The organism is Nonlabens ponticola (assembly GCF_003966335.1).
Lineage (GTDB): Bacteria > Bacteroidota > Bacteroidia > Flavobacteriales > Flavobacteriaceae > Nonlabens > Nonlabens ponticola.
Window position 1 is genome coordinate 1,701,123 of the sequence record NZ_CP034549.1, and the last position, 17,882, is coordinate 1,719,004.

Here is a 17,882-nt window from a genome sequence, read left to right on the forward strand (position 1 = left end):
TCATTGTTACTTGAACAAAAAATCCTGCTCAATGAGCAGGATTTTTTGTTTGCTTATTTACTTATCATAAACTAAGTAAACACCATAAAATCCTGATTTATCATCAAGGGCGCTGCCAGCTTCCTCTTCGAAATAGTAATAATATTTATTGGACATATCAAACTTCTTGCTTTTACCATCTAGGGCTTTGTCAAACGTCTTGTATTTAATTTTCTTGCCTTTGTAATAAACGCTTGGATCAGGTGCATTTGCATAATACCCGATGCCACCTAAATAATGCACCACTTTATTTGCTTTGAAAGTATGACCTTCATAAATCTCTTTATTCGTCAAAACATAATCTTCAGATTCAAAGCCATAACTTGTTTCTTCATGATTTACTGCATCTGAATATATTATTCTGAAAACGTTGTTTCCTTTGATCAGATCCTTAGGTATTTTAAGCTCAAAACTGCCATTTTTCGACGAATAGGTAGCGATTATTTTCGCTTTAGTAGCTAGTAATATTTTTGCATTTTCAATAGGTTTACCAGTGTCGTTAGCTACGACAAGCCCTTTAAAATTAAAAACGCTAGCATTAATAGGAATTGTAACTGTAGTTTCAATTACACCGAAGTTTGTTTTTCCTATGACCTCATTCTCCTCGTGAATACACATCTCGAGAGGTAAATTAGACTTTTTAGCTTCTATTGCGTGTGCGTTTGTTAAGGTCGATATTATTACAAGACCAGCAGCTACCTTTGAGTAATTGAACCATGGAGATTCGCCTTTTGGAAAATCAATAAGGGTTGTCTTTAATTCATTTTGAGATAGTCGACCACAAAAGTTATTTTCTTGAGCTAATCGTTTTCTAAGTTCTGCATTACTAAGATGTGTTAGGTCGACTACGCTCTTAGAGCATTTAATACAAAATTTACCTTCTTGAGAAAAAGACATTGAATTCCAATCCTCGCTGCATTGATTTTCGAAATTTAAAAGATGATCTCTCATTTGAAATAGAATTTAAATGAAGATATGATAATTTTATTTTTCCATTGATGTGAAAAAAAATCCTGCTCAATCAGCAGGATTTTTTGTTGGTATCAAGTCGTATAAATTAATCCTTGATGGTAAGCGTGGTGGCAACCTCAAGTGTCTTAGAAGATTTTGTATCCTTAACGCGTACACCTAGTCTCACTGGATTAGCAATCTCACCTTCAGATATGCTTAGTGTTACAGGAATAATACCATCTGATAGTTGACTTTCAGCAACCTCATTATCACCCATCTCGCTCAACACGTTAGGATTAGCAATCATGATATTACCATTGGCATCAGTCATTTTCACGCTAATAGCTGGTAGTACGTTGCCATTATTTGCTGTGAAACCTTGAAGTCCATTAAATAATAAAACGAGATTGCGACCATCCACAATTTGATCGCTTGTTACGGTTTGTTGCTTTCCTTGATTCCATAGATAAATGTGGTTGTAGCTCAAACCATCTGTAGATATATTCAAGAATTCACTTTCCTTCACTTGAAACGGATATTCATAGGTAAACGTACCGTCACTTTTTTGATCCTTGATTTCTACAACAGCGGTCAGATCTTCTTCCATTGGATAAACTACATTGAATCTAGCTGATAATTCTAGCGGCTCAATATCAGTACCTTGCTCACCAGTTTCCAATAGATTATCGAAGAAATCTAACGTGTCCAATTTTTCATCTAGGATGGCAACGGACATTTCGGGAAATGCTTTTCCATTAGTCATTTCAAACCCTTTAATATCCTTGAATTTAAAAACTGTTTTTTGACCGAATAGGAATTCTCCTTTATCAACGTTTTCTTGGTCAACACTTACCTCTATTTCTTCAACACTCAAGCCATTACCAGTCGCTACTGCACCAGAGTTGAGGTCCTTACTTATGGAGTTATTAAAATCACAAGATGTGATAAGTAAACAAACAACACTAATTATTAAAAACGAAGTCTTTTTCATACAAAAATTTAAGAAAGCGAATATAAGATCAATTACTCGATGATCAATTTCAATGTGCGAACCATCTCACCTTGATTCAATCTCACCAAGTAGATACCACTTGCAAGATTGGTGTTTATTTTAGCGTCACGATCAATTTGCGTGTAATAAGTCATTCTTCCCATAGCGTCATAAATGACTACCTCCATCGGCTGTTCTACATTAGAAATGAAAAATGAGCCTGGTGATGGATTAGGGTATATCGTGAGTTTTGTTAATTGATTACTCTCATTAGAAAGAGTAAAAGTCTCACCAGCTTGCTCACCCCAAATGAAATCTGCCAGCTCTGGATTGTCAATAAATGGATTGCGGTTGCGCTGCCATTCATAAATGACGTTGTTCCTGTTCATTTCAAAATCATCTGGTGGATCCTGCTCATTCCATTCCAATAATACATCAAGATCACCCATGGCGCCCACGGTGCTGTTATCTGGATTGCCTCTTACCAGATCCACATTGTTATAGCGCAATGCCATATAAAACATCGCGCGAGCAACATCACCATGCCAGCTTCCTTGACTTCTTTCAGGGCCGTTGTATTCTGGGTAATCTTGATTACCTCGGGAAGAATTTTCTGGACCATCTGTTGCTCTTAAGTGATGTGCATCGCTATTACCGTGACGCGTGCTATCTACACTGGTCTCGATCCACTCGTCAATACCATCAGCTGTCTCATCAAAGTCTTCTAGACTAAAGAAATTACCACGAGATCTGCTATAAATGTGTTCTCGATTCCAGGTTCCTTGATTATTGCTGCCGGTTTGAAAATCAATATCACGTCGATCCTGCTCTGTGTACATCAACCACACCTTATTTGAATTTTCTGGGCTGGCGTCTGCATCCTTAAGGATGGTAGTTACATCATCATAAGAGTGTATGCGTACTACACCAGTTTCTGCAATGAGATTAGTGATAGCCTGAGCGAGTTCATCACCAGACTTGCCTTCTAGATTGTCATAATATCCATCTGGTTGTGTGCTTGACACTACACCATAGGTAGGATTGAGTGGTGTACCATAAGCGGCTACTACAAAGTCATTATCGATGACAGCTGTTTCCTCATTGTCTTTTAATCGCTTGTAACCTATAGGTAAAGAATTACCTAAGTTTACTCTCAAGAATTCATCGCCTTCATCTAGATCGTCGTCGATTAAGGAATACGATAGAGTTTTGGTAGTTTCTCCTTCTTGAAAACTTACGCTGTTCGCGCCTGTATAATCTTGCGTATTAAATCCTCTATTGCTTAAAGAAAAACTAATGGTAAAGTCCTGATCAGCCGGCTTTGTAAGATTAAAGATGATGTCAAAATCCTGTCCTTCATCAAGGCGACCTTCAGGATCGAGAGTAAAATCAATACCTATGTATGATGGCTCGTCGGTATCATTGAAAGAGTGCGGCGTCGGCGCCTTCGTCTCATAAGTGCCGTCTGCCTTGCGCTGTATGGACTCTGTCGTCTGGCGGCCATTTTCATCCTCGTCATATTGTACCTGTTCTCCTAATAGTGTTAATAATGCTTGACTGTCAGTATCATCAGTATCATAAACAAGTGCGCTGATTAAATTCTCTTGAGTGGCAAACGTTCTATCTGGAAAATCTGCCGTACTACCTCTATAAACAGCTACGGCATCAGCACCCAGTTGAATGTTAGATTCTGCTAGTCTGCGGTCTGGTGCTGGAACCACTTTTGAACTTCCTAGAACGACCAGGCCATTAAAATCTGTCACAAGGCCATCTAGATCTACCGCATAATAACTGCGACCGTTTCCTGTGGTTGAGCTATTTGGATTTCCATTGAAGAATACCAGTACATAGTCGTCTAATTCCGTGAAGGGTTGTGGCGTCAACAACTCGACAAATTGCTTATCGTTGGTACTAGGTGTATCAGCATCTAGCTCGTTAATGACAACTTGTGAGTTAGCTTTCGCGAAAGCTAAAACACCAACAATTAATAACACATAAAAATTTCTCATGTAAGCCTTAATTTTTTGCAAAAATACCGCATTCCAGGGGCACTTCACAATATTAAATTGTTAAGTCTGCACCTGCTGCGTTCGTGCATACAACGATAATGCCACAGGATGCGTAAGTTTGAGTATGGCAAATAGATCGGTGCAATTTTACGGTGACCTGAATGTGTATGAGGGCAATCTACCTCAGATTTATGGCAAGAAATCAAATTTTGCGCGCTTTGATTCATCTTGGCATATTATTGTCACTGATGTGGAAAATAGTACCGCCGTGGTTGCCAGAGGTGACCATCAAGCAGTCAATCTTGCAGCTACAGGAAGTATTATTGCCTGCCTTAATATTGCACGTGACCACGGCGTGGATATACCATTTTTCTTTGGCGGTGATGGTGCGACGATCTTGATACCAGATAGTTTATTATCTGCTTGTTTACATGCACTGACGTTGCATCAAGAACGATGCACAACGGCCTTTGGGTTCTACCTGCGCGTGGGTCATAGAAGTGTGCAAGAGATGCTGGATCAAGAAGCTACTTTATTCATTTCAAAATACAAGCGCAATGCTTATCATATCATGCCACTGGTTTATGGTGATGCATTGCATCTCGCCGAAAAACAGATAAAAGGAGCAGAACCTCAAGACCTTAAACTACAACAGCTGCAATCCAGCATGCTCAATCTGGCAGGCATGGAATGTAAATGGGATGCCGTCTCGCCGCCGCAGGAAGAAGGTGAGGTGATTTCTTTTATTATCAATGCGGTACAAGTCGATTCCCAAAATGCCGTCTATGCAGATATTCTCGCTGCACTGGATGAAATATATGGTGACGACGCCACTCGCAATCCATTGACCTTGGAACGATTAAAATTGGTCAATAGTTTCAGCAAACTTAAAACCGAGGTAAAAATGAAATATGCTACCTCCAGTCTGCGTCACAAGCTATCAACGGCCTTGCGGGCAACCTTTGGTAAATATTATTTAAAGCATACACGCAAGGGTCGCAATTATCTTAATCAAATGATTCAATTGACAGAGGTGCTGCTTATAGATGGTGCCATAAACACTACCATCAGTGGTACTAGAGCACAACGTGAGAAACTGTTATCTATCCTTGACACCATGGAAGATGCTGGTAAGATCCAATATGGATATTATGTGAGCGACAGCAGTATTTTATCCTGTTATGTTACGGCACTCGACGACTATCACATCCATTTTCTAGATGGTGGTAATGGTGGATATACTCAAGCAAGCAAGGTTCTTAAAAAGAAGATGGTCGTCGTGTAATCTCACTTTTCCCTTAATAGTTTTGAGAAATACAAACGGCCGCGATTAATATCGCGGCCGTTAAGTTTTAAATGACATTCTAATTCTAATAGTAAGTGTAGCGACGCACTTTGGCAATATATTTTGCCAGGCGTATTACTTGATGGCTGTAGCCATACTCATTGTCGTACCATACATAGAGTACGACCTTTTTACCATCTGCATTGACGATCGTCGCATTGCTGTCATAAATGGAAGGCGCGTTAGATCCTACTATATCTGTAGAAACAAGTTCATTATCAATACTGTACTTTATTTGCTCAACAAGATCGCCTTCTAGTGCATACTTTTTCATTGTGGCGTTGAGCCAATCTTTGCTGGTTGCCGTTTCAAGTTCTAGATTCAATATAGCCAGTGATCCATTAGGAACAGGAACACGTATGGCATTTGAGGTAAGCTTACCTTCAAAGGATGGTAAGGCCTTACTTACTGCTTTTCCTGCGCCAGTCTCGGTAATGACCATATTAAGGGCAGCAGCACGACCACGACGGTACTTGCTGTGCATGTTGTCCACAAGATTCTGATCATTTGTATAAGCATGAATTGTTTCTAGATGACCGTTTATCACGCCATAGCTATCCTCAATTGCCTTAAGTACTGGCGTGATAGCATTTGTGGTACAACTTGCGGCACTAAATATATCTACCTTATCTGGATGATGCTCTGTATGATTGACGCCGTGAACGATGTTGGGAATGTTTTTTCCAGGCGCAGTAAGTAATACTTTATGAGCGCCCTTGGCTTTTAAGTGTCTTTTGAGAGCTTGATCATCTCTAAAAGCTCCCGTATTATCAATAATCAAAGCATCGTTAATACCGTATGCGGTGTAATCCACATCTTCAGGTGCGTTTGCACTTATCAATCTTACCGTCGTACCATTAATAATCAACGATTCTTGATCTACACTATAGGAGACCGTACCAGAAAAATCACCGTGAACCGAATCCTGTGCTAGGAGCGAGGCGCGTTTTTCAAGCACACTCTCGGTTATGATACCTCTGGTAACGATGGCTCGCAATCTCAACTGACTGCCTTTTCCTGCCTTACTCATCAATTCACGAGCCAGCAATCTACCTATGCGGCCAAAACCGTATAACACCACATCCTTTGGGACTACTTCATCAGACTGTTTTGCATCGCTCAACTTGGCAGATACAAATGCTCTAGCGTCCTGTAATTCGTTTTCTTCCAGATGATATTCATAGGTCAGTTTCCCTATATCTAGTTTAGCAGGCGGTAGATCCAATGATAGAATTGCCTGTGCAATTTCTACACTATCAAATATCGAGATAGGCTTTTGCACAAACTCGCCTGCGTACTCATGCAGATTGATAATCTCACTAACATTGCGATCGATCAATTGATTGCGGAATAGCACTAACTCAATAGATTTATCATACCATAGATCGCTCACCGCTTTGATAAAAGCAACGGCAGCGCGACGTCTATCGGTTTGAAAGGCTAACTCTTTTTCATAGGTATCTACCTGACTCATGGAAATGGGTTTTTATTTTTTGCAAAAATAAATGTTCTACAACGTTTTCGTGATTGTTGTAGAAGATTTTTAGTTGATAAATTACTATTTAGAGAATTACCATGTTGGTTGTGATTTTGCTTTCGCGAAAGCAAAATAGCCAGCCACATACCGACATAAAAAAAGCCTGATCGATGGATCAGGCTTCTTAACAATATTTCATTTCTACTAGTTTGCCGGTAGTCGCAGACGCTCGATTTCTCCATTAGGGCTTTTCATCTCAATATAAAGCATATCATTTCTCTCTACGCCATTTAATATCTGGCGCACTTCACTCACGCTATTGACGGCGACATTATTTATTTTGGTAATGACAAACTGTGATAACTGGCTGCTGTATGGCTTCAAATCGCCACGAGCATCCACAATGCGCACACCATTATCTACCTTAAATAGTCTTTTCTCGTCGCTATTGAGGTCTCTCAAATCCATCTCCAGACTAGGTATGGTCATGGTGGTATTCTCTGTAATAACAATGTCAAAATCTCTCATGCGATCACCTCGTACGGCCTTGACGCGCACCACATCACCTGGATTTTTACTACCTATATAACCTGTGAGATCTGCAAAAGTTCTAGTGCGCACGCCATCGATATTGATGATGATATCGCCTTCTCTCAAACCAGCTTCCTGTGCGCCACTATCTTCTACCACGCTGCCCACATAGATTCCTTCACTGCGATCCACGCCTAATTCTCTAGCTCGTGCGGTATTGAGATTACTACCTGAAATACCTAACATGCCCTTTTGCACAAAACCATACTCCATCAAATCTTCTATAATCTTGCGAGCATTATTTGATGGCACCGCAAAGGAGTAACCAGCATAGGAACCCGTAGGAGATTGTATCGCCGTATTGATACCTATCAACTCACCACGCGTGTTGACTAGCGCACCACCAGAATTTCCTGGATTCACCGCGGCATCTGTCTGTATAAAACTTTGTTGCGTGTTATCTCTAGTGTTTAGGTCACGACCCTTGGCACTTACAATACCAGCGGTCACGGTACTTGTCAAATTAAATGGATTACCTACTGCAAGTACCCATTCACCAATTTTTGCCTGGTCTGAGTCGCCAAAGGTCACATAAGGCAAATCCTCATCGGTCTCAATTTTTATAAGCGCAATGTCTGATGATGGCTCAGTTCCTACAACAGTGGCATTATAGGTTCTATTATTATTAAGTGTCACCTGCAACTCGTTGCTGTTGTCAATCACGTGATTGTTAGTCACGATATAACCATCTGGCGTGATGATCACGCCGCTACCAGTACCTATAGCATATTGAGGCTGGGCAGATCTTCCTTGATAAAAATCACGCAAGGTGATTTTACTCTTGGACATGGTTAGGTTCTTCACGTGAACCACTGCGTGTACGGTACGCTCTGCAGCTTGAGCAAAATCGTTGTTCATGGGTATGGAGCTACCCGTATAATTGACTGTGGTTATAGGCAAAGCATTATCACTTTCTACCACTAGTGGCAGTTGAGGTTCATCTTGTTCAACAAAAGTTATGTAGGAGCCCAAAACAATGGCGCCACCTAACATGGCTGCTCCGATAGTTTTAAGTGTAGATTTCATAAATGTTTTAATTTAATTCTCTGTTCAATTTATATAGGAAAAGCAAAAATTCCTGTAGGATTTTGACATCATTAACAGGTATAGGTTTAATCTCACGATGTACCTTTGTGTCATGTCCAGCATCGTTTTTTTCAAATACCAGGGAACAGGAAATGACTTTATTCTTGTTGATGATCGTCAAGGTCAATTCTCCAAAAAAGATACCAAACTCATTGCTCGTTTATGCGACCGTAAATTTGGCATAGGTGCCGATGGACTCATTTGTTTACAGGATCATGACCAGCATGATTTTACCATGCTATACTATAACGCAGATGGTCGCGAGAGTAGTATGTGCGGCAATGGTGGTAGATGTATCGTGAGCTTTGCGCAGCATTTAGGACTAGTTGAGGATACTGCAATTTTTGAAGCAGTTGATGGAATACACCACGCTCGTTTGTTTGACAACGGCCAAGTGAGTTTACAAATGAAGGACGTAGATCATGTTAATAAGGTAGGTAACCATTTATTTACTGATACAGGATCACCGCATCACGTGCAGCTTACCGATAATGTAGAACATACCGACGTTGTAGCCATGGGTCGAGCACTGCGTCATGATCTATATGGTGAGGCTGGTGCCAATATCAATTTTGTACAGCCGGTAACGGCGGCGACCTTTAAAGTGCGCACCTATGAGCGTGGAGTAGAGGACGAGACCTTGAGTTGTGGCACTGGTGTTACAGCCGTGGCACTTGCCATGCATGCCAGCCAGCAAACCACAGCGCATGAAGTCACCTTGCAAACGCCAGGTGGTGAGCTCAGGGTAGAATTTGACATAAATCCTAGTGGCGGTTATCACAACATCTGGCTCACAGGAGCAGCCACTCAAGTTTTTACAGGAAGTATTGACGTATGAACGTATTGACGACAGACATATGCAAACTTAGAGCCGTCGATCCAGAAGATCTTGACTTTATTTATGCCCTTGAAAACAATCCTGATCTTTGGGATGTAGGTCACACGTTGACACCCTATTCAAAATATACTATACGAGAGTATCTAGAGAACGCGCATCGTGATATTTATGAAGTAAAACAATTGCGTCTCGCCATTTGCAGGCAAGATGATTCTATTATAGGAGTGGTAGATTTATATGATTTTGATCCCTATCACAAGCGCGCTGGTGTAGGTATCGTGATTTCTAGCACCATCGACCGATCTAAAGGTTATGCCACGGCAGCGATGCAGCTCATGATCAATTATGCCTTCAGGCACTTGAGATTACACCAGTTGTATGCTGGTGTCTCAGAGGATAATCTGGCTAGTAGAAAATTATTTGAAAAGTTACGCTTTCGCGAAAGCGGAATAAAAAAAGACTGGATTGCTACCGAAACTGGATTCAAGGACGAGATCCACTATCAATTGATCAATGAATAATTACAAAAAAATCATATTAGGCGTTGTGTTGTTAGGTCTAGTAGGCATGGCCGTTTTTGCTTACAATGTGTATCAAACATTCTTTGGACCCAATACAAATTTTACCAGCGAGAATTATGAAGTCCTTATACCTACTGGTGCCGATTACAATGAGGCATTCCACATTATAGCCGATGCAGTCGAGGATCGTGACGCTTTTCACAATACCGCAGTACGTAAGGGCTATCATAAAAATGTGAAACCTGGACGTTATTTATTACGGCCTGGAATGAATAATAATGAGATAATCAATACCGTACGCAGTGTAAACGTTCCTGTCAAGTTGCGGTTCAATAATCAGGAGCGACTTGAGGATCTAGCTGGTAGAATTGCCATGCAGATCGAGCCTGATAGTTTGTCACTGCTCATGGCCATGCAGGACCCGACTTTTCTCAAGGCTCATGGTTTTACTCGCGAGAATGCGCTTGCCATGTATTTACCCAACCAATATGACACTTATTGGAATAGCAGCGCGACAGAATTTAGAGATAAAATGCTGCGTCAATATCAAGCTTACTGGAATAGTAACAGATTGCAAAAAGCCGCGCGGCTAGAAATGACACCACAAGAAGTGGTGACTCTGGCTTCTATCGTTCATAAGGAAACTGCCAAAGTTGACGAACGGCCGCGCGTCGCTGGTGTTTATATCAATAGGCTAGAAAGTGGTATCAAGCTAGATGCAGATCCAACGGTAATCTATGCTAAAAAAATGGCTGATAACGATTTTAATCAGGTTATCAAGCGCGTTCTATATAAGGATCTGGTCATAGATCAGCCGTACAATACATACCGTAATGCTGGATTACCACCAGGCCCTATCGTTACTCCAGATTTAAGCGCTATCGATGCGGTGCTCAATCATGAGGATCATGGGTACTATTTCTTCGTCGCAGACGTGGAAAACTTTGGTTATCACAAGTTTGCACGCACATTGAGCCAGCATAATGCAAATGCTGCGGCATATCGACGATGGGCAAATGAGCGCAAAATCACTCGATAATTCTCAAATTCGACGTTTTGCATGTAATTCATTCTCAATTCTTATGAGAATTACAACGTTTGCGTAGATTTTTCACATAATTATAGGAATTAACTTACACGTTTTAACGCTGTAATGGCGTGCCTTTGCTCGGTTTTATTGTAATATAAGCGGTATAAATAGCTGTTTAACAATATTTTAGATTGTAACTTGTTTAAAGTCGTAAATTTGCAGCGTTTTTAGAAAGAGTGACAGCAGCTTTCTCAATCACAAACTATGAGAACACAAATAACTCAATTGCTAGCATATCCGTTGATATTGATCATGGGATTCTTTCTTTTCAAAAAAGATCGTGTGAGTAAGATAAGTGTTAAGGCTCACCAAGAGTCAAGGATGACTTATATTAAGAGTAATGCAGCCTCACCTTACGGTCCATTTTTAGAGGATTACAACTTTGAGATTGATGATGTTAGAGATTTTTCTCTGGCTACATCATCTGCAGACTCATTTATCTCATTCAAAGAAGCTCTTGCATTTAAAGAATCTCAAGGTAAGTACTGGAAAGTAAATTCCTTAGGGTATCTAGGGAAATACCAGTTTGGTATGACCACACTCAACCAATTAGGTGTGCGTGATTCCTTAAGTTTCATGCGATCACGCAAATTGCAAGAGCGTGTTTTCCTTAAAAATATACGTTATAACCACAAGCAGCTACAAGATTATATTGATCGCTATGAAGGTCAAACGATTGGTGGTGTAGAAGTAACTGAGAGCGGTATTTTAGCCGCAGCTCACCTGAGTGGTGTAGGCGGCGTCAAGAAATATTTGCGCACTAACGGTCGTGGTCGCAGTCGCGATGCTTACGGTAGCTCCGTGCGTGGATACATGAAACGCTTTGCAGGTTATAATTTAAGTGAAGTGCTTACTAAATAGTCAGGCTATTTGCGCGCACCAAAGATGGCGCTGCCTATCCTAATCATCGTGCTTCCTTCTTCAAGGGCAATTTCATAATCACCAGTCATTCCCATAGATAATTCATCGAACTGGTGTCTTGAATCTAGTAATTTTTGTTGCTTTACTGTGTCAAAAAGTCCTTTGAGAACTTTAAACTCTTGACGTACTTGGTCCTTATCATCGGTAAAGGTGGCCATTCCCATCAAACCTCTTACTTGAACATTTTCTAAAGATTTGAAAGCATCACTTGCTAAGTAATCAAGCAGATCATCTTTATCAAAACCATATTTTGATTCCTCATCTGCGATATGCACTTGTAGCAATCCGTTGATGATTCTATCGTTTTTTATGGCTTCTTTATTCACTTCCTTGATGAGTCGCGGTGAATCAAGACTATGTATCAAATGCACATATGGAGCCATGTATTTCACCTTGTTACGTTGTGTATGACCTATCATGTGCCACTTGATATCTTTAGGTAATAGGTCATGCTTTTCGGTCATTTCTTGGATCTTATTTTCACCAAAATGGCGCTGACCAGCATTATAAGCCTGCTGCAAATCTTGTATGGGTTTTGTTTTGCTCACAGCCACTAGAGTAGCTTTGGGTTGTACGCTTTCGTCCCGTGTCGTTGCACGGGACAAACTCAAGTCGTCAATGACTTCCTTGAAGCGTAATATTGAAGAGGTTATATCACTCATTTTCAAATTCATATATGATTAAACCACTAGGCAATTTGGGTCTAATATAGGTGCTCTTAGGCGGCATTGTAAGGTCGGCATCTGCAATCGACTTCATTTGATCAACAGTGGCAGGAAAGAGTCCAAATCCTACCTCAAATTTGCCGCGATCAATGCGATCCTTCATTAAAAGCAGGTCAGACTTACCATAACTGTAATCGATGCGGCTGTCAGTACGCAAATCGCCAATTCCCAATAAAGGCTTAAGCACAAGATCATAAAGCATCTGTGTGTCTAGATCGTCCAGTGGTGTTTTGATCTCGTGACCATCCTTGCGCAAATACAAGCTATAAAACTCACCATCCAGATACATAGAAAAATGATGTTTTTTAGATGGTTTGTAGATCTCCAATCCTCGATTTTGAATCCTAAAATGTTGATCCAGTTGCATGAGGAATTGTTCTTTACTCAAACCGTTGAGATCCTTGACGAGCCTGTTAAACTCGTAAATGTTCAGCTGGCTTTCTGCAATCAAAAAACTCATGAAATAGTTGTAGCTATCATGCTTACTTCCCATTTCTTGAGCAAGAAGATGTGAACTAGCCGTGCGATGGTGACCATCTGCTATGTATAGATTCTTTTTTTGCGAAAAAATATTTTGAATGGTATCAATGGTATGCTCATCTGCAACTTTCCAGACCTGATGACAATTATGATCTGTAGTCATAAAATGATAATCAGGAGTGGTCGTCTTGATATTTGCGATAATCTCATTGAGAGAATCATCGTCTTTGTAGGTTAGTAATACAGGCTCTGCATTGAAGCCTACCGTATTCAAATAATCCTTGAATAAAACTTCCTTGTGATGCAGTGTGTTCTCGTGACGTTTGATATGATTATTTTCATAATCTAGTGTATTAGCGCCTGCAATGATTCCTGTGTAGCTATGGTGTGGATCTACATTTTCATAGATATAAAAGCAGGAAGTGTCTTCAGTAATGAGGTGTCTTTCTTCCTTAAATTCTAGGAATCTATTTCTTACCAAATTGAACCTCTCATTACCACTAATGTCATGGCTAAACTTATAGCCAGGATTCAAAATTTGTAAAAAGCTATATGGATTGTATTTAAGTTGCGCTTCAAGCTCGTCCATATCATAATCTTGATAAGTGCGAGATATGAGATGCGGCGCTTTGGCTGGTGTGGCTCTTGTAGCTTTAAAGGGTATTATGGATGGCATGATTATTCTCTATTTGAAGATATAAAACCTGGATTTTCAGGCTTTTTATTTCTTAGATGTCTTCTCTCAGCGTTAGAGATTGAAGTTTGGTAATTTTATTTTGAGAGCGTTTGTTTTCAAATACGATTTCATAGAAGTCATATTCTTCCTTGTTCAAAATCTCCTTTGAGACTAGTGAATCAATAGAAGCTTTGAACCTCAAGGCTTTTTTCTCTTCAGAAAGTTTGAGACCAGATTGTCGTATATAGATGACAAATCCTCGTTCCTCTATACCGTTGGTACTTCCAGATCTAAATCCGATGAAAACATTAGAAGCACTTGCAATAGATCCAACTTCATCTTTAAAATAGCTCGCACTATGATCATACTCAGGCATGCCCAAAGAATTTTCATCTCCAGACTTCAAGGCTCGTTTTATATCATCTCCTTCAATACAAGAGGTATTTATAACGCAGAGACCCAAAAAAACTAAAATCTTTATTCTCATAACCTATTGAAACGCTTTTGAAATCTTTTCTGCCTTTCTAGATTCAGAATAATCGTAGAAACCTTCTCCAGATTTCACCCCTTTTTTACCGGCCATCACCATGTTAACGAGCAATGGACACGGCGCATACTTGGGATTTTTGAATCCATCATACATCACATTGAGAATAGATAGACACACGTCAAGTCCTATAAAGTCTGCTAATTGTAATGGTCCCATTGGGTGTGCCATACCTAATTTCATAACCGTATCAATTTCTGCTACACCAGCCACGCCATTATACAAGGTTTCAATAGCCTCATTAATCATTGGCATCAAGATGCGGTTTGCTACAAATCCTGGGTAGTCGTTCACCTCAGTTGGTGTTTTTCCTAGCTTTCGCGAAAGCGTCATAATGGTCTCTGTCACTTCATCGCTGGTGCTATATCCACGTATGATCTCTACCAACTTCATGATCGGTACAGGATTCATAAAGTGCATACCAATTACCTTATCAGGTCGCTGTGTCACTGCTGCAATTTGAGTAATAGAAATGGATGAGGTATTTGTCGCTAGGATGCAATCTGCTGGCGCATGGGCATCTAACTCACCAAAAATCTTCAACTTGAGCTCCACATTTTCAGTAGCTGCTTCAACCACAAGGTCGGCTTCCTTGATGCCATCTGTAAGACTTGTAAATGTCTTGATATTGCCCAATGTACTTTCTTTATCTGCCTCGCTAATTTTTTCCCTAGCGATCATACGATCCAGATTCTTTCCTATCGTGGCGAGACCTCTATTAATATTTGCCTGTGACACATCAACAAGTGAAACCGTGAATCCTGATTGTGCAAAAGTGTGTGCAATCCCATTACCCATGGTGCCTGCGCCTATAACTGATATCTTTTTCATATAATATGTTTAGATCCTGAAATCAGGATTTATAGTTGTTTAAAATTCTCAATGATTTGCATGGCAACATCTAGTGCTCGTGTACCATCTTCCAGATTGACAATAGGCCTGGTATCATTTTCAATCGCATCTGCAAAGGTTTCCAATTCCATCAAAATGGCGTTGGTTGCGGCGATATCTGGATTGTCAAAATAGATTTGTTTTTTAATTCCTTCGGCATTTTGAAGGATCATGTCAAAGTCACCAGGCGTTTCTGGCGCGTCCTTCATGCGTACTACTTCAACAGCTTTGGTCAAGAAATCGACTGATATATAAGCATCACGCTGGAAGAATCGTGCTTTGCGCATTTTTTTGAGACTTATGCGACTTGCTGTAAGATTTGCCACACAACCGTTCTCAAACTCGATGCGTGCGTTGGCAATATCAGGAGTTTCTGAAATCACACTTACGCCACTAGCACTCACGCTTTTCACCTCGCTTTTCACGACGCTCAAGATGGCGTCTATATCATGTATCATTAGATCCAGCACCACGCTCACGTCAGTACCTCTTGGATTGAATTCTGCCAATCTATGTGACTCGATGAACATAGGATTATCGATGCGGTCGTGTACAGATCTAAAGGCGTCGTTAAAGCGCTCGACGTGTCCTACCTGGCCTTTGACATTATGCTTTCGCGAAAGCGTAATCAATTCCTGCGCCTGTGCAACAGTAACGGTAATAGGTTTTTCAATAAATAAGTGTTTACCAGCTTCTAGGACTTTCTTGCCGCTATCATGATGGTAGGTGGTAGGCGTCACGACGTCTATCATGTCACAAGCCTCAATGAGCTCGTCAAGATTATCATAGAATTTGTAACCTAATTCTTGCTCCAACTGCTTGCCGTGCACGGAATCGGTATCATAAAATCCAATTAGATCATATCGATCGCTTTGCTGTAAGAGTTTGAGGTGGATCTTGCCTAAATGGCCAGCTCCCATGACACCTGCTTTTAACATGTAGTTTGTGTTTCTGACAAAAATAGGGATTTTACAGGCTCTTTTAAGTGCCGTGGCTAGGTCATTTTATGAGTTGCGTGCTGTGAATAAATGGACCAGTAAATAGCCACTGCGCTATTTAATATGTGGTTTTTGAAGTTATTTTTGCAATCATCGAGGACAATTTTATACATAAAGGTAAACGTCGACAGTTGGTGCAATTAATGCGCGAGGAAGGCATACAAGATCAAGTGGTGCTGGATGCCATCAATCGGGTGCCTCGTCATTTGTTTCTGGACAGCTCTTTTCTAGAGCATGCTTACAAAAACAAGGCGTTCCCGATAGGTGCAGATCAAACGATTTCACATCCTTTTACCGTGGCTTTTCAAAGCGAATTATTACAAGCTTTGCCCGGCGATAAAGTGCTGGAAATAGGAACTGGTAGCGGTTATCAATGCGCTGTGCTGCTGGAAATGAAATTACAGGTTTACACAATTGAACGTCAAAACCAATTATTTAAATCAACGGGAAAGCTGTTCAATAAGCTGAAGTACCGACCTAGGAAATTCGTTTTTGGCGATGGTTACCAGGGTTTACCTCAAGAAGCACCGTTTGATTCAATTATTGTCACTTGTGGCGCCGAGAGCATACCGCAGCAATTATTGTTACAGCTAAAAATTGGAGGTAGGCTGGTCATTCCAGTAGGACAAGATCCACAGATCATGACACTCATCGTACGCAAGTCAGAAACAGAGTTTACCAAAAAGACCTATGGCGAATTTAGGTTTGTGCCGTTCTTAGGTGGTAAGGAGTGATTGATAAATTTACTGCTGCATCAGGAAAATAAAAATGCCTATGATGTTTTCGATGATATCCTAATTGAAAGACTGCCTGTATTCCAAAGGTGTCATCTCTGTCTTTCTCTTGAAAAGTTTGCCAAATGATTGTGGATGCTCAAAACCCAGCGCATAGGATATTTCACTTACAGACAGAGGCGTGTTGGCGAGCTGTAATTTGGCTCTTGAAATGATCGTCTCATGAATATGCTCTTGGGTACTTTTATTAGTTAGGGTCTTAAGTAATCGGCTCAAATAATTAGGAGATAAGTTGAGATCGTCAGCTATTTGTTTTACCGTTGGAATACCTGGGTTCAATAGTTTATTTTCAAAACTTTCGCGCAGTAAAATCTCAAATTTTTCCAGAACATCATGATGGACCTTACGCCTCGTGTGGAATTGACGCTCATAAAAACGTGCGCTGTATGTGAGCAGCAAATCAATCTGGGAAATAATTACATTGTGGCTATGAGAATCTATATTATTTTGCAGTTCTAGCTCTATTTGATTTAAGAGGTCATTAATGAGTTGTTGTTCCCTATCTGATAAATGCAATGCCTCGTTAAGATGGTATTCAAAAAAGTCATACGACTTCATCTTGCTAGCTAGACCAGTCTTGTAGATAAAATCAGGATGCATGAGTAACATTTTTCCTTTATGTTTGAGCTGTGACCCATCATTGACCTCTACACTCATGTTCTGGTGTGGTGCTAGAAATGCTAGCACGCCGTCTTTAAAATCATATTCCTGCAGGCCATATTTCATGGCGCCGTTTATCAAATCCTTGAGCGCTACACAGTAAAAACCAAAAGTCATTTTTCCCGTGGATTTATACTCTTGTTGCATGTCATTAAAGTCAACGATACTCAATAATGGGTGTAGTGGACTTTTCAAACCTTTCAGTTTGTGATAGGCAGTAATGCTGGATATGTGCAGGATTTCTGTTGTCAT

The 17,882-nt window shown here is 40.4% G+C and carries 17 protein-coding genes; 6 read left to right on the top strand and 11 right to left on the bottom strand.

Features of this window, described 5'->3' with window-relative positions; all coding sequences use genetic code 11:
* Positions 1-57 precede the first annotated feature (57 nt).
* The 3 genes from EJ995_RS07705 to EJ995_RS07715 form a co-directional block, all read right to left on the bottom strand.
* Positions 58-990: a hypothetical protein gene (locus EJ995_RS07705; protein ID WP_126447245.1), complete on the bottom strand. Its 933-nt coding sequence runs from the start codon at positions 988-990 to the stop codon at positions 58-60.
* Between the two features lie 106 nt (positions 991-1,096).
* Positions 1,097-1,981: a hypothetical protein gene (locus EJ995_RS07710; RefSeq protein ID WP_126447247.1), complete on the bottom strand. Its 885-nt coding sequence runs from the start codon at positions 1,979-1,981 to the stop codon at positions 1,097-1,099.
* 32 nt (positions 1,982-2,013) lie between these two features.
* Positions 2,014-3,990 (bottom strand): endonuclease, encoded by a 1,977-nt coding sequence (locus tag EJ995_RS07715; protein ID WP_126447249.1) that lies wholly within the window; start codon positions 3,988-3,990, stop codon positions 2,014-2,016.
* 124 nt (positions 3,991-4,114) lie between these two features.
* Between EJ995_RS07715 and EJ995_RS07720 the strand changes: the two genes are divergently transcribed.
* Positions 4,115-5,275 carry a DUF3095 family protein gene (locus EJ995_RS07720; protein ID WP_126447251.1) on the top strand — a complete coding sequence of 387 codons (1,161 nt, stop codon included), beginning with the start codon at positions 4,115-4,117 and terminating at the stop codon, positions 5,273-5,275.
* Positions 5,276-5,360: 85 nt separating this feature from the next.
* Here EJ995_RS07720 and EJ995_RS07725 read toward each other — a convergent pair whose 3' ends face one another.
* A complete protein-coding gene (locus EJ995_RS07725; RefSeq protein WP_126447253.1) occupies positions 5,361-6,809 on the bottom strand; it encodes a glyceraldehyde-3-phosphate dehydrogenase in 1,449 nt (482 codons plus the stop codon).
* A 207-nt stretch (positions 6,810-7,016) separates the two neighbouring features.
* The gene (locus EJ995_RS07730) at positions 7,017-8,429 is read right to left on the bottom strand and encodes a S1C family serine protease (protein WP_126447255.1); all 1,413 of its coding nucleotides are present in this window, start codon (positions 8,427-8,429) and stop codon (positions 7,017-7,019) included.
* Positions 8,430-8,541: 112 nt separating this feature from the next.
* On the opposite strand from EJ995_RS07730, the gene dapF reads away from it, so the two are divergent.
* From dapF to EJ995_RS07750, 4 genes are all read left to right on the top strand, one after another.
* Positions 8,542-9,327, top strand: a complete 786-nt coding sequence (gene dapF / locus EJ995_RS07735) for a diaminopimelate epimerase (protein WP_126447257.1) — start codon at positions 8,542-8,544, stop codon at positions 9,325-9,327.
* Entirely contained in the window at positions 9,324-9,848 is a 525-nt protein-coding gene (locus EJ995_RS07740; RefSeq protein WP_126447259.1) for a GNAT family N-acetyltransferase, read from the top strand. Before dapF ends, EJ995_RS07740 begins: the two co-directional genes overlap by 4 nt.
* Positions 9,841-10,887 carry an endolytic transglycosylase MltG gene (mltG, locus tag EJ995_RS07745; RefSeq protein WP_126447261.1) on the top strand — a complete coding sequence of 349 codons (1,047 nt, stop codon included), beginning with the start codon at positions 9,841-9,843 and terminating at the stop codon, positions 10,885-10,887. The genes EJ995_RS07740 and mltG overlap by 8 nt, the downstream gene beginning before the upstream one ends.
* A gap of 255 nt (positions 10,888-11,142) precedes the next feature.
* Positions 11,143-11,799 carry a peptidoglycan-binding protein LysM gene (locus EJ995_RS07750; RefSeq protein ID WP_126447263.1) on the top strand — a complete coding sequence of 219 codons (657 nt, stop codon included), beginning with the start codon at positions 11,143-11,145 and terminating at the stop codon, positions 11,797-11,799.
* Positions 11,800-11,804: 5 nt separating this feature from the next.
* On the opposite strand, the gene EJ995_RS07755 is transcribed toward EJ995_RS07750, so the two are convergent.
* The 5 genes from EJ995_RS07755 to EJ995_RS07775 are packed head-to-tail and all read right to left on the bottom strand — an operon-like array spanning position 11,805 to position 16,116.
* Positions 11,805-12,521 carry a YggS family pyridoxal phosphate-dependent enzyme gene (locus EJ995_RS07755; RefSeq protein WP_126447265.1) on the bottom strand — a complete coding sequence of 239 codons (717 nt, stop codon included), beginning with the start codon at positions 12,519-12,521 and terminating at the stop codon, positions 11,805-11,807.
* The gene (locus tag EJ995_RS07760; RefSeq protein ID WP_126447267.1) at positions 12,514-13,740 is read right to left on the bottom strand and encodes a DUF1015 domain-containing protein; all 1,227 of its coding nucleotides are present in this window, start codon (positions 13,738-13,740) and stop codon (positions 12,514-12,516) included. Before EJ995_RS07760 ends, EJ995_RS07755 begins: the two co-directional genes overlap by 8 nt.
* A gap of 52 nt (positions 13,741-13,792) precedes the next feature.
* Positions 13,793-14,227 carry a hypothetical protein gene (locus EJ995_RS07765; RefSeq protein ID WP_126447269.1) on the bottom strand — a complete coding sequence of 145 codons (435 nt, stop codon included), beginning with the start codon at positions 14,225-14,227 and terminating at the stop codon, positions 13,793-13,795.
* A 3-nt stretch (positions 14,228-14,230) separates the two neighbouring features.
* Complete coding sequence (locus EJ995_RS07770) at positions 14,231-15,118, bottom strand: 3-hydroxybutyryl-CoA dehydrogenase (RefSeq protein WP_126447271.1); 888 nt, start codon at positions 15,116-15,118, stop codon at positions 14,231-14,233.
* A gap of 29 nt (positions 15,119-15,147) precedes the next feature.
* Complete coding sequence (locus EJ995_RS07775) at positions 15,148-16,116, bottom strand: Gfo/Idh/MocA family protein (RefSeq protein WP_126447273.1); 969 nt, start codon at positions 16,114-16,116, stop codon at positions 15,148-15,150.
* 203 nt (positions 16,117-16,319) lie between these two features.
* Between EJ995_RS07775 and EJ995_RS07780 the strand changes: the two genes are divergently transcribed.
* A complete protein-coding gene (locus EJ995_RS07780) occupies positions 16,320-16,910 on the top strand; it encodes a protein-L-isoaspartate(D-aspartate) O-methyltransferase (RefSeq protein ID WP_394342068.1) in 591 nt (196 codons plus the stop codon).
* Between the two features lie 60 nt (positions 16,911-16,970).
* Here the strand turns inward: EJ995_RS07780 and EJ995_RS07785 are convergent, their stop codons facing one another.
* A complete protein-coding gene (locus EJ995_RS07785) occupies positions 16,971-17,882 on the bottom strand; it encodes a helix-turn-helix domain-containing protein (protein WP_241234613.1) in 912 nt (303 codons plus the stop codon).

What these genes read in the sequence shown, in the direction of transcription:
- EJ995_RS07705 (WP_126447245.1), bottom strand. Translation starts at nt 990, where the DNA reads ATGAGAGATCATCTTTTAAATTTCGAAAATCAATGCAGCGAGGATTGG.
- EJ995_RS07710 (WP_126447247.1), bottom strand. Translation starts at nt 1,981, where the DNA reads ATGAAAAAGACTTCGTTTTTAATAATTAGTGTTGTTTGTTTACTTATC.
- EJ995_RS07715 (WP_126447249.1), bottom strand. Translation starts at nt 3,990, where the DNA reads ATGAGAAATTTTTATGTGTTATTAATTGTTGGTGTTTTAGCTTTCGCG.
- EJ995_RS07720 (WP_126447251.1), top strand. Translation starts at nt 4,115, where the DNA reads ATGGCAAATAGATCGGTGCAATTTTACGGTGACCTGAATGTGTATGAG.
- EJ995_RS07725 (WP_126447253.1), bottom strand. Translation starts at nt 6,809, where the DNA reads ATGAGTCAGGTAGATACCTATGAAAAAGAGTTAGCCTTTCAAACCGAT.
- EJ995_RS07730 (WP_126447255.1), bottom strand. Translation starts at nt 8,429, where the DNA reads ATGAAATCTACACTTAAAACTATCGGAGCAGCCATGTTAGGTGGCGCC.
- dapF (WP_126447257.1), top strand. Translation starts at nt 8,542, where the DNA reads ATGTCCAGCATCGTTTTTTTCAAATACCAGGGAACAGGAAATGACTTT.
- EJ995_RS07740 (WP_126447259.1), top strand. Translation starts at nt 9,324, where the DNA reads ATGAACGTATTGACGACAGACATATGCAAACTTAGAGCCGTCGATCCA.
- mltG (WP_126447261.1), top strand. Translation starts at nt 9,841, where the DNA reads ATGAATAATTACAAAAAAATCATATTAGGCGTTGTGTTGTTAGGTCTA.
- EJ995_RS07750 (WP_126447263.1), top strand. Translation starts at nt 11,143, where the DNA reads ATGAGAACACAAATAACTCAATTGCTAGCATATCCGTTGATATTGATC.
- EJ995_RS07755 (WP_126447265.1), bottom strand. Translation starts at nt 12,521, where the DNA reads ATGAGTGATATAACCTCTTCAATATTACGCTTCAAGGAAGTCATTGAC.
- EJ995_RS07760 (WP_126447267.1), bottom strand. Translation starts at nt 13,740, where the DNA reads ATGCCATCCATAATACCCTTTAAAGCTACAAGAGCCACACCAGCCAAA.
- EJ995_RS07765 (WP_126447269.1), bottom strand. Translation starts at nt 14,227, where the DNA reads ATGAGAATAAAGATTTTAGTTTTTTTGGGTCTCTGCGTTATAAATACC.
- EJ995_RS07770 (WP_126447271.1), bottom strand. Translation starts at nt 15,118, where the DNA reads ATGAAAAAGATATCAGTTATAGGCGCAGGCACCATGGGTAATGGGATT.
- EJ995_RS07775 (WP_126447273.1), bottom strand. Translation starts at nt 16,116, where the DNA reads ATGTTAAAAGCAGGTGTCATGGGAGCTGGCCATTTAGGCAAGATCCAC.
- EJ995_RS07780 (WP_394342068.1), top strand. Translation starts at nt 16,320, where the DNA reads ATGCGCGAGGAAGGCATACAAGATCAAGTGGTGCTGGATGCCATCAAT.
- EJ995_RS07785 (WP_241234613.1), bottom strand. Translation starts at nt 17,882, where the DNA reads ATGACAACAGAAATCCTGCACATATCCAGCATTACTGCCTATCACAAA.